Origin of the sequence: Agromyces sp. Root81 (genome assembly GCF_001429165.1) — a bacterium.
Classification (GTDB): Bacteria; Actinomycetota; Actinomycetes; order Actinomycetales; family Microbacteriaceae; genus Agromyces.
This window is the reverse complement of record NZ_LMIR01000002.1, coordinates 307785-334187: the sequence shown is the minus strand read 5'-3', so window position 1 is coordinate 334187 and position 26403 is coordinate 307785. Positions and strand designations below refer to the sequence as shown.

At 68.8% G+C, this 26403-nt stretch carries 29 protein-coding genes, 1 tRNA gene and 1 other RNA gene; 13 read left to right on the top strand and 18 right to left on the bottom strand.

The genetic code is table 11. From position 1 onward, the window contains the following. Positions 1-7 precede the first annotated feature (7 nt). Positions 8-643 (top strand): GNAT family N-acetyltransferase, encoded by a 636-nt coding sequence (locus tag ASE14_RS06490; RefSeq protein WP_235511129.1) that lies wholly within the window; start codon positions 8-10, stop codon positions 641-643. Here the strand turns inward: ASE14_RS06490 and ASE14_RS06485 are convergent. The 3 genes from ASE14_RS06485 to ASE14_RS21395 all read right to left on the bottom strand — a co-directional run bounded on the left by ASE14_RS06485 (position 633) and on the right by ASE14_RS21395 (position 2108). Then, a complete protein-coding gene (locus tag ASE14_RS06485) occupies positions 633-1088 on the bottom strand; it encodes a hypothetical protein (RefSeq protein WP_056652510.1) in 456 nt (151 codons plus the stop codon). The genes ASE14_RS06490 and ASE14_RS06485 overlap by 11 nt on opposite strands. Before the next feature lie 520 nt (positions 1089-1608). Further along, on the bottom strand, positions 1609-1821 hold the full coding sequence (locus ASE14_RS06480; protein ID WP_056652507.1) for a helix-turn-helix domain-containing protein: 213 nt from the start codon (positions 1819-1821) through the stop codon (positions 1609-1611). A 32-nt stretch (positions 1822-1853) separates the two neighbouring features. Next, positions 1854-2108, bottom strand: coding sequence for a helix-turn-helix domain-containing protein (locus ASE14_RS21395; RefSeq protein ID WP_157372997.1), 255 nt, complete (start codon positions 2106-2108; stop codon positions 1854-1856). Positions 2109-2227: 119 nt separating this feature from the next. Between ASE14_RS21395 and ASE14_RS20395 the strand changes: the two genes are divergently transcribed. Continuing rightward, positions 2228-2581, top strand: a complete 354-nt coding sequence (locus tag ASE14_RS20395) for a hypothetical protein (RefSeq protein ID WP_157372852.1) — start codon at positions 2228-2230, stop codon at positions 2579-2581. A gap of 49 nt (positions 2582-2630) precedes the next feature. On the opposite strand, the gene ASE14_RS19940 is transcribed toward ASE14_RS20395, so the two are convergent. From ASE14_RS19940 to ASE14_RS06420, 11 genes are all read right to left on the bottom strand, one after another. Further along, positions 2631-3149: a hypothetical protein gene (locus ASE14_RS19940; RefSeq protein WP_082600776.1), complete on the bottom strand. Its 519-nt coding sequence runs from the start codon at positions 3147-3149 to the stop codon at positions 2631-2633. A gap of 559 nt (positions 3150-3708) precedes the next feature. Next, positions 3709-4458, bottom strand: a complete 750-nt coding sequence (locus ASE14_RS06465; RefSeq protein ID WP_157372851.1) for a tail fiber domain-containing protein — start codon at positions 4456-4458, stop codon at positions 3709-3711. Between the two features lie 492 nt (positions 4459-4950). Next, the gene (locus ASE14_RS06460; protein WP_157372850.1) at positions 4951-5868 is read right to left on the bottom strand and encodes a hypothetical protein; all 918 of its coding nucleotides are present in this window, start codon (positions 5866-5868) and stop codon (positions 4951-4953) included. Positions 5869-5881: 13 nt separating this feature from the next. Next, the gene (locus ASE14_RS06455) at positions 5882-6103 is read right to left on the bottom strand and encodes a hypothetical protein (RefSeq protein ID WP_056652495.1); all 222 of its coding nucleotides are present in this window, start codon (positions 6101-6103) and stop codon (positions 5882-5884) included. Between the two features lie 40 nt (positions 6104-6143). Then, a complete protein-coding gene (locus ASE14_RS06450; RefSeq protein ID WP_056652490.1) occupies positions 6144-6392 on the bottom strand; it encodes a hypothetical protein in 249 nt (82 codons plus the stop codon). Then, complete coding sequence (locus ASE14_RS06445; RefSeq protein WP_056652486.1) at positions 6389-6619, bottom strand: hypothetical protein; 231 nt, start codon at positions 6617-6619, stop codon at positions 6389-6391. Before ASE14_RS06445 ends, ASE14_RS06450 begins: the two co-directional genes overlap by 4 nt. Further along, positions 6616-6762, bottom strand: a complete 147-nt coding sequence (locus ASE14_RS20390) for a hypothetical protein (protein WP_157372849.1) — start codon at positions 6760-6762, stop codon at positions 6616-6618. Before ASE14_RS20390 ends, ASE14_RS06445 begins: the two co-directional genes overlap by 4 nt. Further along, positions 6762-7928 carry an AAA family ATPase gene (locus tag ASE14_RS06440; protein ID WP_056652482.1) on the bottom strand — a complete coding sequence of 389 codons (1167 nt, stop codon included), beginning with the start codon at positions 7926-7928 and terminating at the stop codon, positions 6762-6764. Before ASE14_RS06440 ends, ASE14_RS20390 begins: the two co-directional genes overlap by 1 nt. Continuing rightward, complete coding sequence (locus ASE14_RS06435) at positions 7925-8218, bottom strand: hypothetical protein (protein WP_157372848.1); 294 nt, start codon at positions 8216-8218, stop codon at positions 7925-7927. Before ASE14_RS06435 ends, ASE14_RS06440 begins: the two co-directional genes overlap by 4 nt. Next, positions 8208-8684 (bottom strand): hypothetical protein, encoded by a 477-nt coding sequence (locus ASE14_RS06430; protein WP_056652476.1) that lies wholly within the window; start codon positions 8682-8684, stop codon positions 8208-8210. The genes ASE14_RS06435 and ASE14_RS06430 overlap by 11 nt, the downstream gene beginning before the upstream one ends. 394 nt (positions 8685-9078) lie before the next feature. Then, positions 9079-9279, bottom strand: coding sequence for a helix-turn-helix domain-containing protein (locus tag ASE14_RS06420; protein ID WP_056652471.1), 201 nt, complete (start codon positions 9277-9279; stop codon positions 9079-9081). 95 nt (positions 9280-9374) lie between these two features. Here ASE14_RS06420 and ASE14_RS06415 point away from each other — a divergent pair, with 95 nt between their 5' ends. After that, positions 9375-9932, top strand: a complete 558-nt coding sequence (locus ASE14_RS06415; protein WP_157372847.1) for a helix-turn-helix domain-containing protein — start codon at positions 9375-9377, stop codon at positions 9930-9932. Next, positions 9932-11161, top strand: coding sequence for a site-specific integrase (locus tag ASE14_RS06410; RefSeq protein ID WP_157372846.1), 1230 nt, complete (start codon positions 9932-9934; stop codon positions 11159-11161). The genes ASE14_RS06415 and ASE14_RS06410 overlap by 1 nt, the downstream gene beginning before the upstream one ends. A gap of 78 nt (positions 11162-11239) precedes the next feature. Here the strand turns inward: ASE14_RS06410 and ASE14_RS06405 are convergent. Then, positions 11240-11324: transfer RNA gene (locus tag ASE14_RS06405), tRNA-Ser, on the bottom strand. Then, positions 11323-11419: signal recognition particle sRNA small type (ffs, locus tag ASE14_RS19935), an RNA gene on the bottom strand. The genes ASE14_RS06405 and ffs overlap by 2 nt, the downstream gene beginning before the upstream one ends. A gap of 134 nt (positions 11420-11553) precedes the next feature. Between ffs and ASE14_RS06400 the strand changes: the two genes are divergently transcribed. The 7 genes from ASE14_RS06400 to ASE14_RS06370 all read left to right on the top strand — a co-directional run bounded on the left by ASE14_RS06400 (position 11554) and on the right by ASE14_RS06370 (position 20400). Next, positions 11554-12894 carry a DUF1254 domain-containing protein gene (locus ASE14_RS06400; RefSeq protein ID WP_056652463.1) on the top strand — a complete coding sequence of 447 codons (1341 nt, stop codon included), beginning with the start codon at positions 11554-11556 and terminating at the stop codon, positions 12892-12894. Positions 12895-13020: 126 nt separating this feature from the next. After that, complete coding sequence (locus ASE14_RS06395; RefSeq protein ID WP_162257713.1) at positions 13021-13785, top strand: DUF998 domain-containing protein; 765 nt, start codon at positions 13021-13023, stop codon at positions 13783-13785. Beyond that, positions 13754-15943 carry a phosphate acetyltransferase gene (gene pta / locus ASE14_RS06390; RefSeq protein ID WP_056652456.1) on the top strand — a complete coding sequence of 730 codons (2190 nt, stop codon included), beginning with the start codon at positions 13754-13756 and terminating at the stop codon, positions 15941-15943. The genes ASE14_RS06395 and pta overlap by 32 nt, the downstream gene beginning before the upstream one ends. Beyond that, on the top strand, positions 15940-17151 hold the full coding sequence (locus ASE14_RS06385; protein WP_056652452.1) for an acetate/propionate family kinase: 1212 nt from the start codon (positions 15940-15942) through the stop codon (positions 17149-17151). Before pta ends, ASE14_RS06385 begins: the two co-directional genes overlap by 4 nt. 104 nt (positions 17152-17255) lie before the next feature. Then, the gene (locus ASE14_RS06380; protein WP_056655921.1) at positions 17256-17834 is read left to right on the top strand and encodes a helix-turn-helix transcriptional regulator; all 579 of its coding nucleotides are present in this window, start codon (positions 17256-17258) and stop codon (positions 17832-17834) included. Beyond that, positions 17831-19150: an MFS transporter gene (locus ASE14_RS06375; protein ID WP_056652451.1), complete on the top strand. Its 1320-nt coding sequence runs from the start codon at positions 17831-17833 to the stop codon at positions 19148-19150. Before ASE14_RS06380 ends, ASE14_RS06375 begins: the two co-directional genes overlap by 4 nt. A gap of 164 nt (positions 19151-19314) precedes the next feature. Further along, on the top strand, positions 19315-20400 hold the full coding sequence (locus ASE14_RS06370) for an acyl-CoA desaturase (RefSeq protein ID WP_056652449.1): 1086 nt from the start codon (positions 19315-19317) through the stop codon (positions 20398-20400). Positions 20401-20416: 16 nt separating this feature from the next. On the opposite strand, the gene ASE14_RS20385 is transcribed toward ASE14_RS06370, so the two are convergent. Further along, entirely contained in the window at positions 20417-20554 is a 138-nt protein-coding gene (locus ASE14_RS20385; RefSeq protein ID WP_157372843.1) for a hypothetical protein, read from the bottom strand. Between the two features lie 444 nt (positions 20555-20998). Between ASE14_RS20385 and ASE14_RS06365 the strand changes: the two genes are divergently transcribed. Beyond that, complete coding sequence (locus tag ASE14_RS06365; protein ID WP_162257712.1) at positions 20999-24325, top strand: IPT/TIG domain-containing protein; 3327 nt, start codon at positions 20999-21001, stop codon at positions 24323-24325. After that, positions 24234-25931 carry an IPT/TIG domain-containing protein gene (locus ASE14_RS06360; protein ID WP_162257711.1) on the top strand — a complete coding sequence of 566 codons (1698 nt, stop codon included), beginning with the start codon at positions 24234-24236 and terminating at the stop codon, positions 25929-25931. Before ASE14_RS06365 ends, ASE14_RS06360 begins: the two co-directional genes overlap by 92 nt. A 63-nt stretch (positions 25932-25994) precedes the next feature. Here ASE14_RS06360 and ASE14_RS06355 read toward each other — a convergent pair whose 3' ends face one another. Continuing rightward, a complete protein-coding gene (locus ASE14_RS06355) occupies positions 25995-26366 on the bottom strand; it encodes a TraR/DksA C4-type zinc finger protein (protein WP_056652440.1) in 372 nt (123 codons plus the stop codon). Positions 26367-26403 lie beyond the last annotated feature (37 nt).

The window sequence follows — 26403 nt, the reverse complement described above, 5'->3', positions numbered from 1 at the left end:
TGGACGCGTGCCGCAGATCCGCCCGTACCGCCCCGCCGACCGCGACCAGCTCGCCCGGATCTGCCTGCTCACGGCGGCAGAGGGCGGCGACGCCACCGGGGTCTACTCCGACGACGCCCTGATGCCCGAGGTGTTCGCCCTGCCCTACGTCGAGTACGCGCCCGAGCTCGCCTTCGTCGTCGCCGAGGGCGACCGGGTGCTGGGGTACGTCATCGGCGTGGCCGACACGGCGGCGTTCGTCGAGTGGTGGAAGCGCGAGTGGGCGCCGGGCTTCGCAGCGAGGCATCCGTCACCAGGTGCCGCGACCGGCCGAGACCCACGGTTCACCGAGGCGCAGCTCATCGAGGCGGGCACCGCGCCGGAACGGATGCTCATCGACGAGCTCGACCGGTATCCCGCGCACCTGCACATCGACCTGCTGCCCGAACTGCAGGGGCAGGGCTTCGGCCGCCGGCTCATCGACACGCTGCGGGCGGCGCTCGCCGCGCAGGGAGTGCCGGCGGTGCACCTCGGCATGGACGCCGCGAACACCGGCGCACGGGCGTTCTACAACCGGCTCGGCTTCCACGAACTGCCCTCGAGCAGCCAGAGCTCGCCCCTGCTCGGCATCGCGACGGGCGAGACGGCGGGTGTCAGCGAGTGAGCGAGCGGCGCTCGAACCAGTAGAGCAGGCGCGGGTTCGCCTCGCGCAGCTCGGCGAGGGTCATCGGCTCTGCGCCGACGGTCTCCTCGACGCCGAGCACATCGGCGACCTGGTCCATGGTCGGTTCGTCCCAGAACCTGCCGCGCATGCGGAACGCGCCCCGGCCCGTGCGTTCGACGACGAAGAGCTCCTGCGTCGTGTCGAGGCTGTTCGCCCGGTAGAGCTGCACGCGCAGCACGCCTGCGACGTCGCGTGCCGCGACGGTCGAGACGCCGCCGAAGAATCCGCGCTCGACGATGCCGTAGCGGCTGACGGAGGCGTTGGCCCGGCGATACCCGACCCAGGCGACGACGATGAGCACGAGGACGGTTGCGGCGGTCGCCGTCACGATGGGCCATGCCTCGCGCGGGTCCATGAGCCAGAGCTCGGCGGCGAGGACCGGCACCGAGAGAGCTGCGAGTGGAAGCCCGACGCTTCGTCCGAGAGTGCGACGCGGCCTCAGGGTCTGCACCCTGAGGCCGTCGCCCCCTGCTGCCGCCGCCCTGATGGAAGAGCCCCCTGCGTCCCCACTCTTCATCTCCATCGCTGCCGCTGACATCTCTCACATCATCGGCTCCCCGCGGGAATTGCACCATTCCGCATTAATGAGGACACGGCCGGAAACGACGAACGGCCCCAGCGATGCCGGGGCCGTTCTCGTGGTGCAGGGTGGGGATTCGAACCCTCTTGAGCGCTGTGGGCGCACCCTGTGCTGTTCTGTTGTATTTCCGCGGAGGATGGGGGATTCGAACTGCCGAGTACCTCGGTGCGCTCAACTACTCGATGAGGCGTTGAGGGGCCGGAAATCAAGGGATGCGCCGTATGCCTGAGCCGCTCGCAGACATCGAGATACGCACATCTACGCCATCGGTAGCACACGGCTTAGCACACCGGAATCGACAGAGTCGGCGATGCCGCGCTCATCCTCATCGCGTCTCGCCGCCGAACGTGCGGCCGTCGATGAACGCCTGCAGGTCATCCGCACGGACGCGCTGCTTCGAGCGTTCGTCGCCGAGCTCGACGACGCGGATCTGCCCACCATTGATGCGGTCATAGACCCACTGGCGCGAGACGCCCAGGAGGTCAGCGACTGCCGCCACGGAGTAGAGGCGCACCGCCTCCATGACTCGGTTCTCCATGCGGGTCATCTTTGCACGGCCCAGCCTCCTGGCTACCGCTTCCGTGTGCGCCCGCGTGACTGGTTTGACTGGTTCCATTGCCCCTCAGACTTCGGCGTTGTGAGGTGCGCTCGGACATCCGAGAGGAAGAAGCGCCACCGGCCGCCCACCTTGAACGCCGGTATCTCTCCATTGCTGGCGTACCGCCGAACGGTGCCGACGTGCGCCCCAAGGTAGGTGGCCACCTCATGTGGGTCGACCGTTGGCTCGTCGAGGGTCCGTTCGGGTGCGGGTGGGAATTCGGACATGAACGCGAGCCCGGAAGATGTGACCATCCGATGAGAGTAGGCCGAAGGGGTAGCGGATCAGTGATGCCCCCTCTCACTGGGGGCACGTGGCAGCTGGCCCGAAAGTTAGGCTCGCGAGCATGAAGAGGCTGCTTCCGCTCGTCGTCGTATTCACCCTGCTCGTGATGACAGGGTGCGCGTCAGCGTCCCCGGAGTCACAAGCGGAAACAGAGTGCTTCGACGGGATACGTGAACAACTCCCCGATGGTGCCGGAAACGTCGACCTGAGCGGTATCGAGGTAACCGACATGGACGCTGCACTCTTCGACCTTGAAATCAGCGATGAGAAGCGCCCAGAGGGAGACCGAATGTACACCGGTGCCGGCGATGTGATCTACGACGACGATGGTTCAACCAAGCGCGCATCGGTGATCTGCATGATCACCTTCGAAGACGGCGCGATCGAGTCTGCGGACGTCACCGTGACTGACTAGCGGAATGCAACTGCAAACCCGACCATCGTTCGGGCCGTTCGCTCATCGCTCATAGTCGCCGGCCACCTTCCGATTCGGGAATGTCGAGCCCGTATCCTTCTACGAGCCGCTTCGCTGCATCCCTGGATGGTGGCCGATCCGACTTGCGACCAGTCACGGATCGAAGAATGACTCTCGGGTGAGTTCTGGATCTGCTCCGACCGATAGGGCTGGCTCGAGCGATCAACTCCACCCATGACGACTCCCAGATATCGGCAGACGTTGAGAATCGAACAGGGAACGATTCCCCTGCAGCCACTTTGCCTGCCTGGAACGTCACCCACGGATCGGCAGCGCCTCCATTGCACCGCCGTAGTCGCACGTCATAGGCATCGTCGTCACCAGCGTTGAATATCTCGAGATTGATCTGGACCCGGCCGGTTGTGCGACCTGATTCATATTCGTCATGCGCCTCGCCCGTGATGACCCATTTCACGCTTCGTCGGTCCCACCACCGGAACACAATCGATGTCAGCAACGCAACGGCCGCAGCAATCAGTGCGGTTCCGAGCCCTTCCCACCAGTTCATGCCGACATCGTACGGACTCGCCGGCTGCTGCGCGTTGAAGGGGTGAACGAGGAGGGCGGATGTCGAGGGTAGGCTCGCCGGCATGACTAAGCTCAGGGTCGATAAGCCGGCAGCTCAGCTCGCTGCAGATCTTGCTCGGGTTGTCGCCGTCGTGTCGCCGCGCGATCTGCTCACGATCCGAGTGGGACCCCGTGCTCGAACGCCGAGATCAGGAACCTACTACGGGCGAAGCGATGAGTTTCCGATCCCGCCGCTTCGCCCACATCTTGCAGATCACCCGGATGTCGATGGCGAGATGAGCTGTGCCAACTGCGGCGACTATCACCGATCGCGGAGGTGGTACGAAACTCAGTGCGAGCTGATGGGGCAAGTGCCGCTTCCGCAGATGGTTAGCCCAGCCACGCTCATGGAGGCCGGGACCGAGTTCCCTACCCTCAACGGTCCCGCTTCCACTTCGCTTGGATTCATCGCACTGATGCTCGAGTCCGCGCGCCCGTAGCCGCTTTCCGGCACGGGGCTTGGGGGTGCGCAGAGTTCACACGCCCCCGGTTTGTCGTGGCTACGCCTCGAGTTCGGTGACTCGTCGAGCGAGTGCCTGGTAGCCGGCGAGGAGCGCGTAGACGAGTGGTCGATCCTCGATCGAGAACGGCAACCCGTCTTCGCCGTAGGTGACCGCGAACCCGAGGCCCGCGTCGACGAACTGCTCAGCGATACCGCCGAGGCGAACCTCGGCATCATCTCCGACGTTGGCGACCGCGTCGCGGTACCGGAACGTCACGACCTCGGCGCGCTCGAGCGCGGAGACGTCGAGCTTGACCGGCACAATGTCCTGCTTGAACCGCTCCGACGACGGTGCGGTGCCCATCGTTCCGTCGACGTGAGTCCACGTCGCGGAATAGGCGCCGCCGTAGGTCACCGAACGGCTGTGCACGTCCGTCGATTTGATGCCGCCGGGGAATGTCGCGTGGTTGCCGCTGACCTCTCCGCCCGCGGAAACGGCTCCGGCGTAGAGCGTTCCCGCGATGGTCGCGGTCCCGGTGGAGACGAGCCCACCGCCCTGGATGTCGCCGCCCGCAGTTACCGTCGTCGCCGCGGCGAGTGAGTTCGCGGAGAACGCGCCGCCCTGCAGGTCGATGGTGCCGGGCGCTTCGACGACGATCGAGCCGCCGTCCTTCACCCGGATACCGCCGGAGCCGATCGTGGTTGCTTCGGAGGTTCGTGCCGCGGCATCCTCCATCTGCCGGCGCTCGATGTCCCTGAGGCGGCGGGGGATGTCGTCCTCGGCGGGGGGAAACGCAAAGTTGGCCATGATGCGGGTCCTTTCCTAATGTGTGGATCTGCGATGAATCGATTGACGCCGATGGATGAATGGTCCGGCTTCGGTCTCGGCGATCTGGTGGTGCATGAGTAGGCCCGGTCAGGCCGGTCGAGCCGGCCTCCACGACCGGGCGAGCCCGCCTGGTTCTCTTCGCGAAAAAACCACCTGAAAATGCGTGCTGAAGCTCGGTTGCTAGGCCCGTCGGTCATCTGCCTCGGGTCGAGGGGGGTCCCCCCAGGGGGTGTGAGAGGTTCCGGGGCCGCGAGTAGGAGGGTTCTCGCGACCCCGGAGCTTGTGGGTGACTGACTCACGTGTCACGGTCTCTCGTCACGTCCGTGTGTCGACCATGTGCGATGGTGACGCGGTCGGGTTGTGGTTGGAAGGTTCGCAGCGTTCCACGTTCGCGGAGAGGTGTGCCGTCCTTTACGTGTGACACGATCTCCTCGGCTGTGGGTGTGAGGGTCCAGTCCTCGTCGTTGGTGCTCATCCCCGGATGCGAGTGCGGCCGAGTTTGTGCGGGCCGGGGTTGGAGCGCTCGAGATCCTTGAGGGCCTCGGCATCGGCCTGCCGCTGGCGCAACGCCGGGTCGTGGGTCGGGTCCTCGTGGGGTGCGATGTTGAACGTGGTGGCGTCGACGGTGGTGATGGTGTTGAGTGCGGGTCGGCCGGCTGCGATCGCTCGAACCTCTGCGGCTGTGCCGCCACGTCCTGCTTTGGCGTCACGGGCTGCTGCGCGGTCTTCGTAGAAGAACATGTCGAGGTTGTAGTGCTCGAGCTTGTTCCGACCCTTGGCAGTGTTGACGCCGTTGGTGTTGATGATGTCGTCAACGAGCCAGGCGAAGACCATCGTCTGGGCGTTGCGGACCCTGGTCATCCGGTCCTCGAGCTCATCCCAGTCGGCCGCGCGACGGAAGCGAACGGCATGCTCACGGTTCGTGATCCCATCCGGCAGGGACTCCCAGACGCGTATGGCGGCTTCGGCGTGCTCGATGTAGTGCGGTCGGATGAGGTCGAGGGCGGTGTCGCCACGGTTCTTGAACCGGTTCCATGCGATCGTTACGGCTTGCTCGCTGGCGTGACTGAGGATGTCGAGGCTCTTGTGGAGCTGCTGTTCGGTGAGGTCCGTGGCCGCGTCGATCGCGAGGGCGACGGCGTCTTCGTAACCCCGGTCGGTCTGAGCTAGCGTGAGCGCGGCGGCCGTGTGCTCGGCGGCGTTGTCGAGTCGTCGGGCGGCGAGCTTGCCGGCGTGCTTTGCGAGGACGGAACTGCGGTTGAGTGCCGCGAGTTCGGTCTCGAGTTCCCTGTCGGCGTCGACGCCGAGGTCACGCATGGTGTCGACCCAGTCGGTGAGCGCTTGCTTGCGCTCGTACATATCGGTCGTGGTTGCGGATCGGGTGATCATGTTTCTGCTCCTTCTAGTGGGTGCGCCGGTTGCGGTCGCGGGTTTCGGATCGGACTTCTGCGGCACGTTCTGCGACTTCGGCGTACTTGGTGTCGAGGTCGGTGTGGGGGCTGGTGGCCTTGCTGACGAGGCCGCCACGGGATCGGGTGACGATCTCTTCGGCCGTGAGGCTGTCAGGGTCACGCTCCGCGTCGTCGAGTAGGGCTCGGATCGCGTCATCGTCGAGGTATCTCATCGGGGGTACTCCTTGCTGTAGGGATCGAGTGTTGTGACTGTCATCTGGTGTCCTTCCGGTAGCTGGTCTTCCAACGACGGCCGGCCCAGAAGCCTGCTTCGGGCACGGCGAGCACGGCGTAGTCGAGGCAGAGGGTTCGGAGGGAGCAGACCTCGCAGGTCGCCTCCATGTCGGCGGTGTCAGCCGGGCTGACGTCATCGGCGATGAACCGTGCATCGTTCGAGCAGAGGGGCCGACGTTCGGCGAGCGCATCCGCGAGTCGGGCGAATGCCGCGTCGGCGGCGCTCACGAGTGCACTCCGTCGAAGCGGTCGCGGAGGTGGAATCGGGCCATGTGGATGTCGATGAAGAGGTCGTCTTCGAGGAGGGGATGTCCGAGCTCGAGGCGGATGCGGGCGGTGTCGCCGAGGTCGTCGATCGCGTCGAGCAACACTCCTGGTCCGCCTGCGCCGACGATGTCGAGACCGTGCACGGCGGCTTCCGCGATCAGCGTGAACGCGTGGTCGTCGACCGTCACGATCGCGCCTCCCTGGTCGACGGGCAGGTGTCGTCGTGGAACACCTGCAGGGCGTAGACCCCCGGCGCGAGGGTCACGAGGCGGGTCTCGGAGTTGCAGTCCGGGCAGACGTATTCGAGCGCGGCGGCGGTGTGCTCGGGCATCACGCGACCTCCTCGATGAGAGGGAGGTCGAGGCGTTCCGCGATCGAAGGTGTCACGAAGGTGTCGAAGGTGTCGGGCTCCGAATCCTTGACACCTTGGACACCTTCGGTGACACCTTCGTGATCGATCGCCCAGACCCATCCGGCGCCGAATCCGGATTTCTTCGACGCGATCTTCGGGTCGTGGCTCCGCTTGCGGGCGTTCTTCAGTTCGGTCTCGTTGAACCCCGCAGCCCGGCCGGCCTTGAGGACGTCGCCCGCCTTCGCTTCGAGCGCTTCGGCGTCGCGGAGGTAGTCGAGGATGAATGCCTGTGCCGCGTTGCGGTCGTCGTGCTCGCCCTCGTCGTCGTGGCCGCGGTTCACGATGTCGGAGACGTTGAGGTCGGTGTCGCCGAGATAGTCGACGCGGGCGACGGCCGTGGATTCTCCGTCGTCGGTGTCGACCATCACCGAGGTGAGGTTGAACGCGAACGAGGAGCCGCGCTCGGCGGAGTAGTTCGACTTATCGACGGACACGACCCGCTGCCCCGTCTCATCGTCGGTCGCGAAGAGCAGCACCGATCGGGAGAGGTCTCGGAAGGCGTGGGAGCCGGAGAGCTTGTCCGAGACGTTGCCGGTGCCCTTGTTGAAGTGCATGATCGCGAGCACCGCGATCTCGAGCTCCTGCGCGAGCGCGGCGAGAGGGTCGAGCGCCCTTCGGACGTCGGCGACCTTGTGCATGTCGCCGCCGATGGTCGAGGTGATCGGGTCGAGCATGATGAGCTTCGCGCCGGTCTGCACGACGGCCTCGCGGATGAGGTCGACATCGATCGGGAGTGCGGGCACCGTCTCGTGCGTGACCTGGTCGACGGTGACGTTCACCGCGACCTTGTACACGTGCTCCGGGTCGGCTCCCGCGCCGATGAGGCGGGGCTTCATGATCGTCGCCCAGTCGTCCTCGTGCGAGACGATCAGGAACGGTGCAGGCATCCGGTACAAGTCACCGGGCAGAGCGCCCTTGATGGTTTCGGCGCCGACGTAGAGTCCGAACGTGGACTTCCCCTCACCGCCACGGCCGGCAAAGATCGTCACAGTGCCGAGGGGGATGCGGTCGGTCCACAACCACTTCTGGCGACGCGAGCGGATGTGCGCGGCCGGGGTGATGCGGAGTGCTCTGGTGTCGCTCATGCGACCTCCCGTGTCTTCTGCCCGTGCTCGGGCTGGGTCTGGATGAAGCGTTCCCACTCGTTGGCGAAGTGCTCGTCGAGTCGGCGTTGGATGAGTTCGGCGCGTTCCTTCGGGTTGAACGCGGCGAGGTAGAGGCGATCGCACTCGACCTCGAGCCACTCGATGCGGGGCAGGAGCCACGCGGCGCAGGCGTCCCAGCCGCTGGCCCAGTCGGTCAGACGCTGCTCGTGGTCGAGGGGGGAGCCGGCAAGGCTCCGCGGCTCCTCCCTCGCGCCCATCTCAGTCGCCATCCGCGATGGTGGGGCCCGGCTCGGCCTCGCCAACCGGGATGAGGATCACGTCGTCGTCTTGCCTCGCGACGACGTGCCAAAAGCCGAGGTACGTGAACTGGTACCCGCTGCCGCGATGGTGATGAGTCCGACGAACCTTGCCGAGACGATCGCACCAGACGCCAGGGCAGTCGTCTGCGAGGTGGAAGCGGTGCTGCACGTATCCGTTGTGCTCTTCGAGCTGACGAACCACGTGCACGTCGATCCCGGTCGCGGTCCTCGCGAGACCTGAGCCGTCATAGCCGCGCAGCTTGAGCGTGGGGCAGTCCATCCACTCGAGCTCCTCGATGAGGCGCTGCACGGCTTCGGTGCGCCGGCTGCGAAGTGCGTCGATCTCGTCGTCGATCTCGGCGAGCCGCGCGAGGTTGTGCCGGATGTAAGCCTTCGGCAGGTTCTTGCCGACGAGGGCAGGGGGTGACAGAATCATCTCGATCTAGTTCCTCTCGAACTTGGTTTTGCCCTCGGGTCGGCGGCTACCGGCTACGGGGGCCTTCTTCTTGGTCACGCGATCACCCAGAGGTGGCACGTGTTCCCGGTGCGGGTCCGGCCGCGCGTTTCCGTGGCGCGCACGTTTCCCTCGACCTCGAGTTCCTTCCGCCTGGTGCGGAGGTTCTGCGGGGTCACGTTCGGTACGGACGGGTGAACGAACCTGTAGGCCTCGAACCGGTCCGAGATCTCTTCGTCCGAGCAGGGCCCGTGGTTCTTCAAGATCGTCACGATGACGGCCTTGATGAGATCCCGGCGACTCTCGGTCTGCTGCTCCGCGGCATCCCAAGACGTCTCAGGATCGTGCGGGCGGGCGATCGGAGCGAGCGTGCGCACTATGCGACCTCGCTCTCGAAGAGCGCGAGGAACCTCTCACGGGGGATCAGCACTCGCCGGCCGACCTTGATCGACGGGATGTTGCCCTGCTTGATGCCCTCGGTCACGGTGCGCGGGTCCACGTCCATGACTTCTGCGATGTCCCTGCGTGTGCATGTCGCGGCGGCGGACTTTCGCAGCGAGTCGAGCGTGACGGCCATCTTGTCTCCTTCCTAGTTACGGAAGCGAACTTCCTAGTTGTGAATCTAGACGCATCATCTTGCGCTGTCAAGTTCCGGAATGTAGATTCCTAGTTATGGAATCGAACTTGAAGCAGCGTGGGAATCCGAAGGGCATCACGACCGCGGTCGTAGCGGGCAACGTCAAGCGCCTCCGCAAGGCGCGCGAGCTTGATCTGAAGAGCCTTTCGGCACGACTGCGCAGCGTGGGCTGGCCCGTCTCAGTAGCTGCGCTCAGTCGTCTCGAAGGCGGCGACCGCCGCGTCGATGTGGATGACCTCATGGCCCTGAGCACGGCCCTCGATGCATCTCCGTTGGATCTCTTGTTCCCCACCGAGCAGATTGAGACTGGGATGGGCACCGGGCTACCCGAGTACGTCACGGTCGACGATCTGACGGCATGGGGTGCAGGCGGGGCAAGTTTGGAACTGGAACCGCTACGGGATCACTGGTCGGCCGTTGCCGCGGTTCGCGAAGTTGAAGTCGAAGACACCAAGCGGTGGCGAGAGGCACTCTCTGACCCGGAAGCTCGTGCGCGCGCGATCACTCAGGTCCGCGCCGCGGAGCGGCTGGCGCGCGAGGCCGAAGATCGCAGATCGGCACTGACTGCTCTGCTCCGCGAAAGGCGACGGTAGTGGCATCCCCAAGGCGTGGGAGCCGGCGCCGCGGTCGTGGCGCGCTCTACCGCTACAAGACCAAGGCGGGGGATCGGTGGCGGTGGCAGCTCTACGTGCCCGTCGACCCCGAGCAGCCAAACGGTGATTTGCGACGCACGAGCGGCGGCGGGTTCAAGACGATGGACGACGCCGATGATGCGCTCCGCGACGCGGTCAAGCGGCTCCGCAATCAGGAGACTTTCGCGACAACGGGAGCGCCGACAGTCCAGGCGTTCGCGAATGAGTGGCTTGCGGGGCTCAGACTCGAGGCGTCAACGATTCAGGGCTACGACAAGATCGTGCGGAATCACATCGTCCCGCAGCTCGGCACGCTGAGGATCGATCGCCTCACGTCAACGCGAATCGCGCGCCACTATCGCGAGCTCGAGGAGAGCGGCCGGCGCGACGGCGCGAACGCTGGCAAACCACTCTCGGCGAACTCCGTCAACAAGGTTCACATCGTGCTCGGCTCCATCCTCGACGCTGCAGTCGACGACAACCTGATCGCGCAGAACCCCGCGAGGAAGCGCCGAACGGTGAAAGCGCCCACGGGTAAGCAGATCCGCGCGCAACGGCCTGAGATCGTCGCGTGGAGCGCTGAGGAGCTGCATTCCTTCCTCACGTGGGATCGTGACGTGTTCGATGACGACCTGTTCACGCTCTGGCGCGTCATCGCGTACACGGGGATGCGCCGCTCCGAGGCGCTCGCGCTGCGATGGTCCGACGTCGACGTGAAGCACGGCCGACTCAGCATCCGGCGAGCAGCAGACGTCACGACGCGGAACGTCGCGAAGGTCACGAAGACCGGCAGCGCGCGCGTCGTCGATATCGACTCGGTGACGCTCGACGCGCTGAAATCGTGGAAGGCGACACGGGGGAGCATCACCCTCGGGTTCGCCAGGGCCGACGCCTACGTGTTCGGAAACCTCGACGGCGCGATCCGCTCACCGAACGAGGTCGGCCGGCGCTGGACGTATCGCGTCGCGGCCGCGCAGAAGGCGCTGCCCGAGCTCAAGCGCATCACCCTCAAGGGTCTGCGGCACACGCACGCGACGCTGCTCCTCGAGCTCGGCGAGCATCCGAAGGTCGTGCAGGAGCGTCTCGGGCACTCGACGATCACGACGACGATGAACATCTATTCGCACGTCACGCCGACGATGCAGCGGAACGCGATCGACCGGCTCGCAGCGCACATCGAAGGCGCGTAGCACAGGATTCGGCACACGAACGAGAAAAGCCCCTCACCTGAACTTGGAAAGTCCAGATGAGAGGCTATTTCTTATCCGCGGAGGATGGGGGATTCGAACCCCCGAGGGCTTGCACCCAACACGCTTTCCAAGCGTGCGCCATAGGCCACTAGGCGAATCCTCCCGGGGACTCCTCACGCACCCGCCAGAGCCCGGTTGCCCTTGCTGCGTTTCCGCCCTGGGGGAGTTGGCCTGGATGGCGCCACGTGAGGAGCCGGAGACAGTCTACCCGAGCGCGAGCGGCGTTCTTGACCGCGGAAGCGTTCAGCGAGCGGATGCCGCGGCGGAACGAGCCCCGACGTCCCGGTGTCCACGACGCCATAGGCTGTCGGGACGACGATTCGGGGGGAACCATGGTTGATGCAGGACTCGTGAAACTGGCGTCGGAGGCGTACCTGTACGGCTTCCCGATCGTGTTCGACCTCGAGCAGGTGAACCGTTACGTCACGACGGGCGTCGGCGCGAACCCGGCCGCCTCGTTCAACACGTTCAGTCACGCACGTGCCCTGACGACTGCCGACGACACGTTCGTCTCGATCAACAACGACACCGTCTACTCGATGGCGGAGATCGACCTGAGCGTCGGACCGGTGCTGCTCAGCGTGCCCGACACGGGCGACCGGTACTTCGTGCTGCAGTTCGTCGACGCGTGGACCGACAACTTCGCCTACGTCGGCAAGCGCGCCACCGGCGGCGCGGCCCGCGACTTCCTCCTGCTGCCGCCCGATTGGGAGGGCGACGGCGAGGAGCTCGGCGACGCGACCGCGATCCGCTTCCCGACGCGCATCGCCTCCATCGTCGGGCGCTGGGCCTGCCTCGGCGTCGACGACCTGCCCGCGGTGCACGCGCTGCAGGACGCCATGACGCTCACTCCGGTGCGTCGCTCGCTCGTGCCGCCGGTCGGGCTGCCCGAGACCGAGGTCGGGCTGCCGGAGGCCCTCGACTTCTTCGAGAGGTTCCGCGTGTACTCGCAGACGTTCCCGCCGGCCGAGCGGGATGCTGCGCTGCAGGCGTCGTTCGCACCGCTCGGGCTCACGGGCTCGACGTCGGTCGCCTCGCTCGACGTCGAGGCGAAGGCCGTGCTCGAGGCCGGTTTCGCCGAGGGGCGGGCCGTGCTCGAGAAGATCCTGCACTCGAGCAGCAGCCCGGTCGTCAACGGCTGGACGCTGACGTTCCACGCCTTCGACTACAACCTCGACTTCTTCGAGGTCGGTGCGATCGACGACCCGGCCTGGAAGATCTCCGACCCGAAGCTGCGCATCGCGGAGCGCGCCGCCGCCGCGCTCGGCGGGCTCTGGGGCAACCATGCGTACGAGGCCGCCTACGTCGTGACCTACGTGGATGCCGCGGGCGAGCCGCTCGACGGATCGCACTCGTACACGCTGCGGCTGTCGCCCACACCACCGGTCGGTGCGTTCTGGTCGATCACGATGTACGACGTGCCGAACTTCTACCTCGTCGACAACGAGATCGACCGGTATTCGATCGGCGACCGCACGCCCGGCGTCGTGCGCGACGCCGACGGGGGGATCACGATCACGATGAGCGCGGCCAGGCCCGCCGACCCCGCGGCGGCCGCGAACTGGCTGCCGGCGCCGACCGGGGCGTTCCGCCCGCTCCTGCGCATGTACATGCCCGACGAGTCGGTGCTCGACGGCGGTTATGTGCTGCCCGCGATCGAGCGCTCGGCGTAACGGCACCGGTCGCGTCCTGGTCATCCGCTCGACGGATGCCTCGGCCGCGACGATCCGACCACGGTAGGACGTCGGCGGTACCGGCAGCCGATGTACGCGGCGATGCGGTTTCCTAGCGTGGAGACAGTGCCCCGTTCCACTCCGCTCGTCTCCCCGTACGCTTCGACCTGGCTCCGCCACCCGGCAGCCGTGGCGCTCCGCCTGGGCGGTGCCGGCCTCGTGCTGCTCGCCCTCGGCATGATGTGGGCGTCCCGCATCATCTTCCCGGGCAACACGTACGTCAGCGGCCTGGGCGCCGCCGGCGAGATCACGTCGGTCGCCTTCAACGTGTCGCTCGCGTTGGTCGCGCTCGGCGGTGCGGCGTCGGCCGTCGGCCTCTGGGGCCTGCGCAGCGGCCGGGGCCTCTTCGGCGCGTGGGCGGTGAGCACGAGCCTGCTCGCCGCGAGCGCGATGTTCGGCGTCGGGGCGGCCGTGCCGTGCAGCACCGGCTGCCCGATCCCGCTCACGCCCGGCGCGGCCCCGCAGGACCTCGTGCACACCACGGCCGCGGTGCTCGGCTTCGCGCTCGCCGGAGTCGCGATCATCCAGACCCTCCGGTTCGGCCGGGTCTACGCGTCGCTCGCCGTGCCGAGCCTCGTGCTCGTGATCGCGGCGGCGGCCGCCGGAGGCATCCTCTCGCTCGTCGGCGTCGCGACCGGACTCGGCGGATGGCTCGAACTCATCGCGACGACGTCGGCGCTCATCTGGCTGACCGCCGTGTCGCTGGCGACCCAGCACCGGATCACGACCGCGTCCGTCCTCCTCCGATCGATGGCGGATTCCCAGACCCCGGACGCCGCGCGCCCAATAGGCTGGACGAGTGGCGCACCGCATCTACATCTGTTCGGCTGAGGGCAACACGGGCAAGTCCACCGTGGCGCTCGGCACACTCGACACCTTGACCCACCGGGCGGCCCGGGTCGGCGTGTTCCGGCCGATCGCACGATCGACCGCCGAACGGGACTACGTGCTCGAACTGCTGCTCGCCCACGAGGGCGTCGTGCCGATCCCGTACGACGACGCCGTCGGCGTCGGCTACGACGACGTGCACGCCGACCCCGAGGGCGCGCTCGCGACCATCGTGAGCCGGTTCAAGGCCGTCGAGGACCGCTGCGACGCGGTCGTCATCATCGGCTCGGACTTCACGGATGTCGGCAGCCCCACCGAACTCGCCTACAACGCGCGCATCGCCGCGAACCTCGGCGCCCCGGTGCTGCTCGTGCTCGGCGGCCGGGTCGGCCAGGGGCAGGGCCGCAGCCGGTCGGAGCGGCTCGGCTACTCCGACGCGCGCAGCCCCGAAGAGCTCGCTCAGCTCACCGAGCTCGCCGTCGAGGAGCTCGAACGCGAGCACGCGACGCTGCTCGGTATCGTCGCGAACCGCGCAGACCCCGAGCGGCTCGACGACATCGTCGAGGCCGTGGCGTCGGCCGCGCGGCCGAACAGCTCGGCGGCCTCCGCCGGGCGCGCCGCCGAGGCATCCCTCCGACAGGCTCAGGACGGCGCCGTCGCCACCTGGGCGATCCCCGAGGACCCGTACCTCGTCGCCCCGTCGATGCGCGCCATCATGGAAGCCGTCGACGGGACACTGCACGCCGGTGACCCCGAACTGCTCAACCGCGAGGCGCTCGGCGTCATCGTCGCGGCGATGTCGATGGAGAACGTGCTCACGCACCTCACCGAGGGCGCCGTGGTCGTCGTGCCCGGCGACCGCAGCGAGGTGCTGCTCGGAGTGCTCACGGCGCATTCGAGCGCGACCTTCCCGTCGCTCTCGGGCATCGTGCTGAACGGCGGCATCCCGATCGCCGAGCAGGTCGACCGGCTCGTCGACGGGCTGAAGGCCGGGCTGCCGATCATCCGAACCGAGCTCTCGAGCTACGAGACGGCGCTCGCGATCACTGCGACACGGGGCCGGCTCGCGGCCGAGTCGCAGCGCAAGCGCGACACCGCCCTCGCGCTCTTCGAGAAGCACATCGACGGCCAGGCGCTGCTCGACCTGCTCGAGGTCGCCCGCCCCGAGGTCGTGACGCCCCTCATGTTCGAGTACGACCTGCTCGAGCGGGCCAGGCAGACGCGCAAGCGCATCGTGCTGCCCGAGGGCTACGACGACCGGGTGCTGCGCGCCGCTGCGACGCTGCTCGCCCGCGACGTCGCCGACCTCACCATCCTCGGCGAGGAGATCGAGGTGCGGTCGCGGGCGATCGGCCTCGGCCTCGACATCTCGAAGGCCGAGGTGCTCTCGAACCACGACTTCGTGCACGTCGCCCGCTTCGCGGAGGAGTACCAGCGCCGGCGTGCGCACAAGGGCGTCACGCTCGAGCAGGCACGCGAGACCGTTCAAGACGTGTCGTACTTCGGCACGATGATGGTCGAGCTCGGCCTTGCCGACGGCATGGTCTCGGGCGCGGCGCACACGACGGCGCACACGATCCGGCCCTCGTTCGAGGTCATCAAGACCAAGCCCGGCGTCGACGTCGTCTCGAGCGTGTTCCTCATGGCGCTCGCCGATCGGGTGCTCGTCTACGGCGACTGCGCGATCGTGCCCGACCCGACCGCCGAGCAGCTCGCCGACATCGCGATCTCATCGGCGGCGACCGCGGCGCAGTTCGGCATCGAGCCGCGCATCGCGATGCTCTCGTACTCGACCGGCGAATCCGGCTCGGGGGCCGACGTCGACAAGGTGCGACGGGCGACCGAGCTCGTGCGCGAGCGCGCCCCGCAGCTCGCGGTCGAGGGGCCGATCCAGTACGACGCGGCGGCCGACGCCGCGGTCGCGCGCACGAAACTGCCCGCGTCGGATGTCGCGGGGCGGGCGACGGTCTTCATCTTCCCCGACCTCAACACCGGCAACAACACGTACAAGGCGGTGCAGCGCTCCTCGGGCGCCGTCGCCATCGGGCCGGTGCTGCAGGGGCTCAACAAGCCCATCAACGACCTCTCGCGCGGGGCGCTCGTGCAGGACATCGTCAACACCGTGGCGATCACGGCGATCCAGGCGGCGGACCGCGCATGAGCGTCGTGCTCGTCGTGAACTCCGGGTCGTCGTCGCTGAAGTACCAGCTCATCGACGTGGAGGCGTCGGAGACGCTCGCGAGCGGGCTCGTCGAGCGCATCGGCCGCGGCGTCGGGCACGCCCGGCACCGTCACGAGGGGCCGGAGAACGACAGCCTGGGCTCGACGTGGGACGCGGCCGTCGAGGTCGCCGACCATGAGGCCGCGTTCGCGGTGATGCTCGAGGCGTTCGCCGCGCACGGTCCGTCGCTCGAGGCGAACGCGCCGATCGCGGTGGGGCACCGGGTCGTGCAGGGCGGGGCGCGCTTCTTCGAGCCGACCGTGATCACGCCGCTCGTGAAGATCAACATCGACGAGCTCTCGGCGCTCGCGCCGCTCCACAACCCCGCGAACCTCGAGGGCATCGAGGCGGCGCAGCGCGCCTTCCCCGACGTGCCGCACGTCGCGGTCTTCGACACCGCGTTCCACCAGACGATGCCGCCGGCCGCGTACACGTACGCGATCGACCGCGAACTCGCCGCGAAGCACCGCATCCGCCGCTACGGGTTCCACGGCACCTCGCACCGGTTCGTCTCGCGGGCGGCGGCGGCCTTCCTCGATCGTCAGGTCGAGGAGCTGCGCATGATCGTGCTGCACCTCGGCAACGGGGCGTCGGCGTGCGCCGTCGCCGAGGGGCGATCGGTCGAGACGAGCATGGGCATGACGCCGCTCGAGGGCCTCGTCATGGGTACGCGCTCGGGTGACATCGACCCTGCGGTGCTGCTGCACCTCGAGCGCCGGGCGGGGCTCGACGCCGACGGCGTCGACCGGCTGCTGAACTCGCAGAGCGGCATCCTCGGGCTGAGCGGGCACGCCGACATGCGCGACCTCGTGGCCGCGCAGGCGGCGGGAGACGAGGCCTCCGCGCTCGCGCTCGACGTCTACGCGCACCGGGTGCGCTCCTACGTCGGTGCGTACGCCGCCCAGCTCGGCCGGGTCGACGCGATCGTCTTCACGGCGGGGGTCGGCGAGAACTCGCCCGAGGTGCGAGAGCGTTCGCTCGCAGGGCTCGAGGGCTTCGGCGTCGAGCTCGACCTCGAGCGCAACCGGGAGCGCGGCTCCGAGGCCCGGCGCATCTCGACCGAGGCCTCGAAGACCGCGGTGCTCGTCGTGCCGACGAACGAGGAGCTCGAGATCGCCAGGCAGACGCTGGAGCTCGTCGGCGCCTGATCGGCAGCCTCGCCGGCCTCCGTCGCGAGCGCACCGGTGCCGCCGCACGGCGAATTCCACAAGAACCGTTGTACAAGAACTCTTGTGGAACTATGCTGGGTGCCATGACCGAGCCACGGGAGTCCGTCGACCTGCACGACGCCGGCGCCATGCGGGCGCTCGCGCACCCGATGCGACTGCGCATCCTCGGCCTCCTTCGCGTCGATGGGCCGAGCACGGTCGGCGCCCTCGCCGAGCGCACCGGCGAGGCGCCCGGTTCGGCGAGCTACCACCTGGCGACCCTCGCCAAGCACGGCTTCGTCGTCGAGGCGCCCGAGCTCGCCCGCGACCGGCGCGAGCGGTGGTGGCGGGCCGCGCACGAGAGCACGAGGTGGCGCACCGAGGAGTTCCTCGGCGACCCTGAGCGCCACGCGGCATCCGATTCGATGCGCCGCGCTGTGCTCGACACGTATCACCGGGAGCTGCTCGACGCCATCGACGACGAGGCGGAACTCGAGCTCGAGTGGGTGGCCGCCTCCGACTCGAGCGACGGCGCGGCGCGCCTCACGATCGACGAGTTCCGCGAGCTGAGCGCCGAGCTCAGGGCGGTGCGCGACAAGTGGTGGGCGGTCGGCCTGGAGCCTCGCCCCGGCACCACGACGGTGCGCTGGATGACCCACACCTTCCCGAGGCCGGAGCGATGACCACCGAGTCGGCGGCGAGTGCGACGTCGACGACGGATGCCGCGCGCCGCCGCACCCCGCTCGTCGCCCTGTTCGCCGCGCAGCTCTGCTCGCTCTCGGGCAACGCGATCGCCCTCATCGCGATCCCGATCATCGCGCTCACCCAGACCGGATCCCCGCTGGCAGCCGGGGTCGCCGGCGTGTTCGCCACCGTGCCGCTCGTCATCGGCGGTGCGCTCGGGGGAGTGCTCGTCGACCGGTTCGGCTACCGCACCTCGTCGATCGTGGCCGATGTCGCGAGCGGGCTCACCGTGCTCGCGATCCCGGTGCTCGCTGCGACGGTCGGGCTGCACTTCGGCGTGCTGCTCGCCCTCGTGTTCCTCGGCGGCCTGCTCGACAGCCCCGGCGACACCGCGAAGACCGTGCTCATGCCCGATCTCGCCGATCTCGCCCGGGTTCCCCTCGCCCGTGCGGCCGGCGCCCAGTCCGCGGTGCAGCGCACGGCGACCATGATCGGCGCCGGCATCGCCGGCGCGCTCGTCGCCATCGCGGGTCCGATGCCCGCGCTGCTCGTCGACGCCGCGGGGTTCGCGGTCTCCGCGTTCCTCGTCGTGTGCTTCGTGCCGCGTCGCGCCGCGGCATCCCTTCGACAGGCTCAGGACGGCGCCGTCGATACGGGCGACGCGGCGTCGCGCGGCGGATTCGTCGCGGGCATCCGCTTCATCGCCCGCTCGCCGCTGCTGCGCTCGATCGTGCTGCTCGTCACCCTCACGAACGCGATCGATGCGGCGGGCATGACCGTGCTGAAGCCCGTCTACGCGACGCAGGTGCTCGGCGACCCGGCAATGCTCGGCTTCATGGTCGGGTGCTTCGCCGCGGGCGCCCTCACGGGCTCGGCGGTCTTCGCGGCCGCCGGGCACCGCTACTCGGGTCGCGCGGTCTTCGCCCTGTGCTTCGTGCTCGCGGGCACCCCGCCGTACCTCGCGATGGCGCTCGGCGCACCCGTGCCGGTGCTGCTCCCGGTGCTCGTGGTGTCGGGCCTCGCCGCCGGCGCACTCAACCCGATGATCGCGACGGCGATGTACGGCGTCGTGCCCGACGGCATGCGCGCCCGGGTGTTCGGCGCGATGACCGCCGGCGTGGCGGCCTCGATGCCGCTCGGCGCGTTCCTCGGCGGGCTCTCGGTGGAGCGGTTCGGCCTCGCGCCGACGATGCTCGTGTGCGCGATCGCCTACCTGCTGCTCGGCTCGAGCCCGCTCGTCCTGCGCTCCTTCGCCGGCCTCGCAGCGGCCCGCACCCCTACCGGGGTACGGGGTGCAAATGGCTCACCCGTGTGATGTGACGATCATCGCCCGCTCCATACGCTCGCATCACGGTCGAGATCGGCCGGTGAAGCACACCCCCGAAACGTTCGTCTGAGTTCCATTCGCACCTTCGGACGACGAGATGAGCGCACGTGAGCCTGCAGGTCGTAGAACGCCCCGATGGGGCCCTGGGCACCATGTCGCCCGTCATCCTGACCGCAGGTCGTCGTCGTGAAGGCGCCGATCCGGCGCAGAGCGGATTCGCCCAGCTCTCGCGCCAGATCAAGGCCGAGGGGCTGCTCGACCGCTTCGTGGGCTTCTACGTTCGCAAGGCCGTGTTCTGGGCCGTCGTGCTCGGCGCCACGATCGCGGCATCCGTCATCATCGGCGACTCGTGGTGGCAGCTCGTCATCGCCGCCGTGCTCGGCGTGATCTTCACCCAGTTCGCCTTCATGGCGCACGAGGCCTCGCACCGCCAGGTCTTCCGTTCCGGGCCGGCCAACGACTGGGCGGGGCTCTTCCTCGCCAACTTCGTGGTCGGCATCAGCTACAGCTGGTGGATGAACAAGCACACGCGCCACCACGGCAACCCGAACGTCATCGGCCGCGACCCCGACATCGTGAAGGACACGATCTCCTTCCTCGAAGAGGATGCCGCGCAGAGCCGCGGGCTCGTCCGGATGATCACGCGCAAGCAGGGCTATCTCTTCTTCCCGTTGCTGCTGCTCGAGGGCATCAACCTCCACGTCCACGGCATCCGCCACGTGCTCGGCAAGGGCGCCGTCAAGCGACGCGGCCTCGAGATCACGCTCATCGCGGTTCGCCTCGTCGGCGTCGCGGCGCTCGTGTTCTGGGCGTTCCCGCCGCTGCTGGCCACCGCCTTCCTGCTCGTGCAGCTCGGCGTGTTCGGCGTCTACATGGGCGCCTCGTTCGCTCCGAACCACAAGGGCATGCCCCTCATCCCGCGCGGAGTGCGCGTCGACTTCCTCGAGCGCCAGGTGCTCACGAGCCGCAACATCCGCGGCGGCCGGTTCATGGACTCGTTCATGGGCGGCCTCAACTACCAGATCGAGCACCACCTCTTCCCGAGCATGGCGCGGCCGGCGCTCGCCCGCACCCAGCAGATCGTGCGCGAGTACTGCCGCGAGAACGACGTGCGCTACACCGAGACCGGGCTCGTCGAGTCGTACTCGATCGTCATCGCGTACCTCAACCGGGTCGGGCTCGCCGCCCGCGATCCCTTCGACTGCCCGATGATCAACTCGTACCGTCGGCGAGACTGACGCGACCGCTCGCGGGTCACGGATCGACCGTGCACTGCGGGTTCGTGCCGGCGAGCCCTATGGAGGCGTTGGCCTGCGACCAGTTCGACGTCCAGCCGCTCGGGTGCAGGAATCGCACCGCGACCGGCTTGGTGCCGAGGAGCAGCCCCGACAACAGCCCGAGCCGAACCGGGTCGTGTAGACGCCCGACACCGGGCCGGTCGTCGGCACCGAGCCGAGCAGGGGCCGAGGATCACCTCGAGGCCGCTGAGGTCCCCGACCCCGTACTGGGCGTCCGCGCTCGTGAACCCGGAGCTCGCCGGCTCTGGTCCCCGACCGTCGTCATGCACGATGCCCCGAAGTCCGCATTCCTGCGGACCCGGAACCCGGTGCCGATGCCCCCCGAATGGGGGTCATTTGGCCCCCGAATGGGGGATTTTCCGAAAACGCTATCGCCGGCGCCGATTCGCCCCCTAGGTTGTGCATGGGTGCACGTCAACGTCGATGTGCACTCGGGGGAAAAGCAAGCCGATATCTGGGGGGGTATCCGATGCGTTCGGACCGTTCGACGTCCAATTCGACCGCACGCCGTGGCCGCGGCGCGCACCGAGCCGAGCGCGTGCCGCGCAGGGGCGCGGGGTTCCGCGCGCTCGCGCTCGGCGGCACGATCGCGCTCCTGTCGGCCGGTGCGGTGATTCCCGCACAGGCCGCGCCGGGCGACACCTCGCACGCCGAGGGGCGCTTCCTCTCGGGTTCGCTCTTCGACCTGATGGATCTCGACGCGATCGTCGGGATCGACGGCGAGACCGCGACGAGCGACGGCGTCACACCGGAGACGAACTCGACGAACCTGGACCTCGGAGTCCTCGGCCTGATCAACGTCGACATCGGCGGCGGCATCCAACTGCCGATCGAGTTCGCCGATGCCGGCGTCGTCGGACAGTACGCGAGCGCCCAGACGGATGCCTCGTCGATCGGCGCGTCGGGACTCATCTCCGATGCCGGCGCCATCGGCACGGGCGTGACCCCGGCCCCGGGCGTCGCGCCGGGCCCGCTGACGCTCGACCTCGCGCAGCTGCTCGGCGCCGAGTTCGCCGGGACGATCACCGACCTCGATGTGACCCTGGGCGCGATCAGCGCGAACGCCGCGGTGACCGCCGGGGCGCAGCCGGTCGGCGATTACGAGATCGCCGATGCGACCGTGGTGCTCGACAGCCCCGTGGTCGAAGGCGTCACCGGCACGGTGAACAGCGCCGTCGCCGATCTCGACACCGCGGTCGATGCGCTCGCCGGCCCGGGCGGCTCGCTCGTGGGCGGCGTGTTCGCGGCCGTCGGCAGCGTGCTCTCGGCCGGCGGACTCGGCGATGCATCCGCTTCGGTCGACGTCGACCTGCCCGCCGCGGTCGCCCCGATCCTCGCGGCGCCACTCGATTCCGGGGGAGGGGTCGTCATCGACCTCGCCGCAGGCACGATCACGCTCGACCTCGAGCAGCTGGTCGGCGGGTTGAACGGTCTCGACCCGAGCACCGAGCTGCTCTCCGCGGCGGTGCTCACCGAGGTGACCACGCAGGTCGCCGACCTCATCGACGGCCTCGTCGCCGACATCGGCACCGCCGTCACGACGGCACTGAACAACGCCGCCGTCTCGATCGACGTCGACGTGAACGCGCTCGGCCTCCTGCCTCTCGTGAACGTGACGGTCAGCGGCACGCTGCTCGAGATCTCGCAGGGCACCGCGACCGTCGACATCACGGCGCTCGGCGTCCTCCCGATCTCGGGCCTCACCGATGCCGTCATCCTCGGGGTGCTGGCGCCGATCGTCGACGCGGTGATCAATCCGTCCACCGGTGCCCTCGGCACCCTGCTCACCTCGCTCACGACGAATGTCGTGAACCCCGTCATCGACACGCTGAACCCCGTGATCGAACTGCTGAACACCGTGCTCTCGCTGCTCGCCAACGTGCAGGAGCCCGAGCCGGCGGTCGCGGGCGCCGTGTTCGAGGAGACCGCCCTTCGGCTGAGCCTCCTGCCGACCACGATCGTGCCCCAGCTGCTCGAACTGAACCTCGCGCACGCGCTCGTCGGACCCAATGTCGTCGCTCCGCTCGCGCCCGTGCTGACGGCGCTCTCGCCCGATGAGGGCCCGGTGGCGGGCGGCACGCTCGTCACGGTGACGGGCACCGATCTGGCGGGAGTCACCGGGCTGACGGTCGACGGCGTGTCGGTGCCGTTCACGCAGGTGAGCGGCACGGAGGTCACGTTCACGACGCCGGCGCATGCCGCGGGTCCGGTGGATGTGGTCGTCACGACGCCGGGCGGGGCGAGCAACGCGCTGCCGTTCACGTTCGTGCCGGTTCCTGCGCTGACGGCGCTCTCGCCTGACGAGGGCCCGGTGGCGGGCGGCACGCTCGTCACCGTGACGGGCACCGGTCTGGCCGGCGCCACCGAGCTCACGATCGACGGGGCATCCGTGCCGTTCACGCAGGTGAGCGCGACGGAGATCTCGTTCACGACGCCGGCGCATGCCGCGGGACCCGTCGATGTCGTGGTCACCACGCCGGGTGGGGCGAGCAACGCGCTGCCGTTCACGTACATCCCAGTGCCAGCGCTCACCGCCCTGACACCCGACTCGGGTCCGGTGGCGGGCGGCACCATCGTGAGCGTCACGGGCACCGGCCTGGCCGGGGCCTCCGTGGTGACGATCGACGGCGCATCGGTGCCGTTCACGCAGGTGAGCGACACCGAGATCACCTTCACGACCCCCGCGCACGCCGCGGGCCCGGTCGACGTGGTCGTGACGACGCCGGGCGGGGTGAGCGGCGCGCTGCCGTTCACGTACGTTCCGGCACCGGCGATCACGACGCTGGCGCCTGACGAGGGCCCGGCGGCCGGCGGGACGATCGTGACGATCACGGGCACCGACCTCGCCGGAGCGACGAGCGTCACGGTCGACGGCGTGTCGGTGCCGTTCACGCAGGTGAGCGACACGGAGATCACGTTCACCACCCCGCCGCACGCCGCAGGAGCGGTGGACGTGGTCGTCACGACACCCGGCGGGGCGAGCAATGCGCTGCCCTTCACCTACCTGCCGGGGCCGGCGCTGACGGCGCTCGACCCCGACCTCGGCCCGATCGCGGGCGGCACGCCCGTGACGATCACCGGCAGCGGGCTCGCGGGAGCGACGGCCGTGACGATCGACGGAGTGTCGGTACCGTTCACGCCGGTGAGCGCCACCGAGATCACGTTCACGACGCCGGCGCACGCGGCCGGTGCGGTGGACGTGGTCGTCACGACGCCGGCCGGAGACAGCAACGCGCTGCCCTTCACCTTCGTGCCGGCGCCGACGCTGACGACGCTCGACCCGAACCAGGGCCCGACGATGGGCGGCACGATCGTCACGATGACGGGCACGGCGCTGGCCGGGGCGACCGCGGTCACGATCGACGGGGTGTCGGTGCCGTTCACGCAGGTGAGCGACACGGAGATCGCGTTCGTGACTCCGGCTCATGCCGCCGGGCCAGTCGATGTCGTCGTCACGACACCGGGCGGTGTGAGCAACGCGCTGCCGTTCACGTTCGTGCCGGCTCCGGTGCTGACGGCGCTCTCGCCTGACGAGGGCCCGGTGGCGGGCGGCACGCTCGTCACGGTGACGGGCACCGATCTGGCGGGGGTCACCGGGCTGACGGTCGATGGGGTGTCGGTGCCGTTCACGCAGGTGAGTGCCACGGAGGTCACGTTCACGACGCCGGCGCATGCCGCGGGTCCGGTGGATGTGGTCGTCACGACGCCGGGCGGGGCGAGCAACGCGCTGCCGTTCACGTTCGTTCACGACGCCGGCGCATGCCGCGGGTCCGGTGGATGTGGTCGTCACGACGCCGGGCGGGGCGAGCAACGCGCTGCCGTTCACGTTCGTGCCGGTTCCTGCGCTGACGGCGCTCTCGCCTGACGAAGGCCCGGTGGCGGGCGGCACGCTCGTCACGGTGACGGGCACCGGTCTGGCCGGGGCCACCGAGCTCACGATCGACGGGGCATCCGTGCCGTTCACGCAGGTGAGCGCGACGGAGATCTCGTTCACGACGCCGGCGCATGCCGCGGGCCCGGTCGATGTCGTGGTCACGACGCCGGGTGGGGCGAGCAACGCGCTGCCGTTCACGTTCGTGGCGGCTCCGGTGCTGACGGCGTTGGCTCCCGATGAGGGGCCGGTCGCCGGTGGCACTCCGGTGACGATCACCGGCACGGACCTCGCCGGAGCGACGAGTGTCACGGTCGACGGAGTGTCGGTGCCGTTCACGCAGGTGAGCGACACGGAGATCTCGTTCACGACCCCGGCGCACGCGGCCGGCCCGGTGGATGTGGTCGTCACGACACCCGGCGGGGCGAGCAACGCGCTGCCGTTCACGTTCGTGGCGGCTCCAGTGCTGACGGCGTTGGCTCCCGATGAGGGGCCGGTCGCCGGCGGCACTCCGGTGACGATCACCGGCACCGGTCTCGGCGGGGCGACGAGCCTCACCATCGACGGGGTGCCTGTGCCGTTCACGCAGGTGAGCGACACCGAGATCACGTTCACGACGCCCGCTCACGCGGCCGGCACCGTGGATGTCGTGGTGACGACGCCGGGCGGGGCGAGCAACGCGCTGCCGTTCACGTACGTCGCCGTTCCCGCGATCGTCTCGCTGGCGCCCGATGAGGGACCGGCCGCCGGTGGCACGCTCGTCACCGTGACTGGCACGGACCTGGCAGGGGCCACCGGGCTGACGGTCGACGGGGCATCCGTGCCGTTCACGCAGGTGAGCGGCACCGAGATCACCTTCACCACTCCGGCGCACGCGGCCGGCCCGGTGGATGTGGTCGTCACGACGCCGGGCGGGGCGAGCAACGCCCTGCCGTTCACCTTCCTGCCCGCGCCCGTCCTGACGGATCTGGCGCCCGACAACGGGCCCGAGACGGGCGGGACCTCCGTCACCATCGGAGGCACCGACCTCGGCGGTGCGACGAGCGTGACGGTCGACGGGGTTTCGGTGCCGTTCACGCAGGTGAGCGACACGGAGATCACGTTCACGACGCCGCCGCATGCCGCCGGTGAGGTCGACATCGTGGTGACGACCCCGAACGGGGCATCCGCACCGCTCGTGTTCACCTACACGCCCGTCACGACGGTCGACGGGGTCACGCCGCCGACCGGTCCGGCGACCGGGGGCACCGAAGTCACCATCTCGGGCCACTGCTTCACCGGCGCCACCGCGGTGCGGTTCGGCTCGACGCCGGCGACCTCCTTCCGCGTCGTGAACGACACCACGATCGTGGCGGTGTCGCCGGCCGGAACCGGCACGGTCGATATCACCGTGGTCGGCAGCACGAGCTGCGGAACGGGAACCCTGCCCGGCGGCTTCGGCTACATCGCTGCCGGAGGCTCGACCGGAGCCCCGACCGGGGGCGGCATCGCATCGACCGGCGTCGAGCCGATCGTGCCGATGACGCTCGGAGTCCTCGCCCTGCTGGTCGGCGCCGTGTCGCTGCTGATCGCACGTCGGCGCCGAGGCGCGCAGCACTGATCGATGACGGATGGCCCGTTCGCGGCGGTTGCCGCGGACGGGCCATCCGTCTGCCTGTCAGGTTCAGCGCGCGAGGCGCGCGCAGTCGATGCAGAGTTCGGCCGTGGGGCGTGCCTCGAGCCGTGGCACGGTGATGCGCTTGCCGCAATTCCTGCAGAAGCCGTACGTACCGTCGTCGATGCGCGCCAGGGCGTGGTCGATGTCGGCGAGTTCGGCGCGCGCATCGGCGAGCACCGCGGTGCGCTGTGACCACTCCTGCGTCATCGTCGGGCCCTCGGGGTCGTGCTCGTCATCGGCCGACGCGCCCGACCTCGCGGCCCGCACCTCGCTCATGACGTCGCCGAACTCGGCGAACCTGCCCTCCGCATCGGCCCGCTCCTGCAGGAGTTTCGCCCGGAACCGATCGAGCTGTGCCTGTGTCATCGTCGACGTCATCGCGCCCCCTTCCGATTCCCGCATGGTACGCCTCCGA

What these genes read in the sequence shown, in the direction of transcription:
- ASE14_RS06480 (WP_056652507.1), bottom strand. Translation starts at nt 1,821, where the DNA reads ATGGAGAACCGAGTCATGGAGGCGGTGCGCCTCTACTCCGTGGCGGCA.
- ASE14_RS21395 (WP_157372997.1), bottom strand. Translation starts at nt 2,108, where the DNA reads ATGTCCGAATTCCCACCCGCACCCGAACGGACCCTCGACGAGCCAACG.
- ASE14_RS20395 (WP_157372852.1), top strand. Translation starts at nt 2,228, where the DNA reads ATGAAGAGGCTGCTTCCGCTCGTCGTCGTATTCACCCTGCTCGTGATG.
- ASE14_RS19940 (WP_082600776.1), bottom strand. Translation starts at nt 3,149, where the DNA reads ATGAACTGGTGGGAAGGGCTCGGAACCGCACTGATTGCTGCGGCCGTT.
- ASE14_RS06465 (WP_157372851.1), bottom strand. Translation starts at nt 4,458, where the DNA reads ATGGCCAACTTTGCGTTTCCCCCCGCCGAGGACGACATCCCCCGCCGC.
- ASE14_RS06460 (WP_157372850.1), bottom strand. Translation starts at nt 5,868, where the DNA reads ATGATCACCCGATCCGCAACCACGACCGATATGTACGAGCGCAAGCAA.
- ASE14_RS06455 (WP_056652495.1), bottom strand. Translation starts at nt 6,103, where the DNA reads ATGAGATACCTCGACGATGACGCGATCCGAGCCCTACTCGACGACGCG.
- ASE14_RS20390 (WP_157372849.1), bottom strand. Translation starts at nt 6,762, where the DNA reads ATGCCCGAGCACACCGCCGCCGCGCTCGAATACGTCTGCCCGGACTGC.
- ASE14_RS06440 (WP_056652482.1), bottom strand. Translation starts at nt 7,928, where the DNA reads ATGAGCGACACCAGAGCACTCCGCATCACCCCGGCCGCGCACATCCGC.
- ASE14_RS06435 (WP_157372848.1), bottom strand. Translation starts at nt 8,218, where the DNA reads ATGGCGACTGAGATGGGCGCGAGGGAGGAGCCGCGGAGCCTTGCCGGC.
- ASE14_RS06430 (WP_056652476.1), bottom strand. Translation starts at nt 8,684, where the DNA reads ATGATTCTGTCACCCCCTGCCCTCGTCGGCAAGAACCTGCCGAAGGCT.
- ASE14_RS06420 (WP_056652471.1), bottom strand. Translation starts at nt 9,279, where the DNA reads ATGGCCGTCACGCTCGACTCGCTGCGAAAGTCCGCCGCCGCGACATGC.
- ASE14_RS06415 (WP_157372847.1), top strand. Translation starts at nt 9,375, where the DNA reads ATGGAATCGAACTTGAAGCAGCGTGGGAATCCGAAGGGCATCACGACC.
- ASE14_RS06400 (WP_056652463.1), top strand. Translation starts at nt 11,554, where the DNA reads ATGGTTGATGCAGGACTCGTGAAACTGGCGTCGGAGGCGTACCTGTAC.
- ASE14_RS06385 (WP_056652452.1), top strand. Translation starts at nt 15,940, where the DNA reads ATGAGCGTCGTGCTCGTCGTGAACTCCGGGTCGTCGTCGCTGAAGTAC.
- ASE14_RS06380 (WP_056655921.1), top strand. Translation starts at nt 17,256, where the DNA reads ATGACCGAGCCACGGGAGTCCGTCGACCTGCACGACGCCGGCGCCATG.
- ASE14_RS06375 (WP_056652451.1), top strand. Translation starts at nt 17,831, where the DNA reads ATGACCACCGAGTCGGCGGCGAGTGCGACGTCGACGACGGATGCCGCG.
- ASE14_RS06370 (WP_056652449.1), top strand. Translation starts at nt 19,315, where the DNA reads ATGTCGCCCGTCATCCTGACCGCAGGTCGTCGTCGTGAAGGCGCCGAT.
- ASE14_RS06355 (WP_056652440.1), bottom strand. Translation starts at nt 26,366, where the DNA reads ATGACGTCGACGATGACACAGGCACAGCTCGATCGGTTCCGGGCGAAA.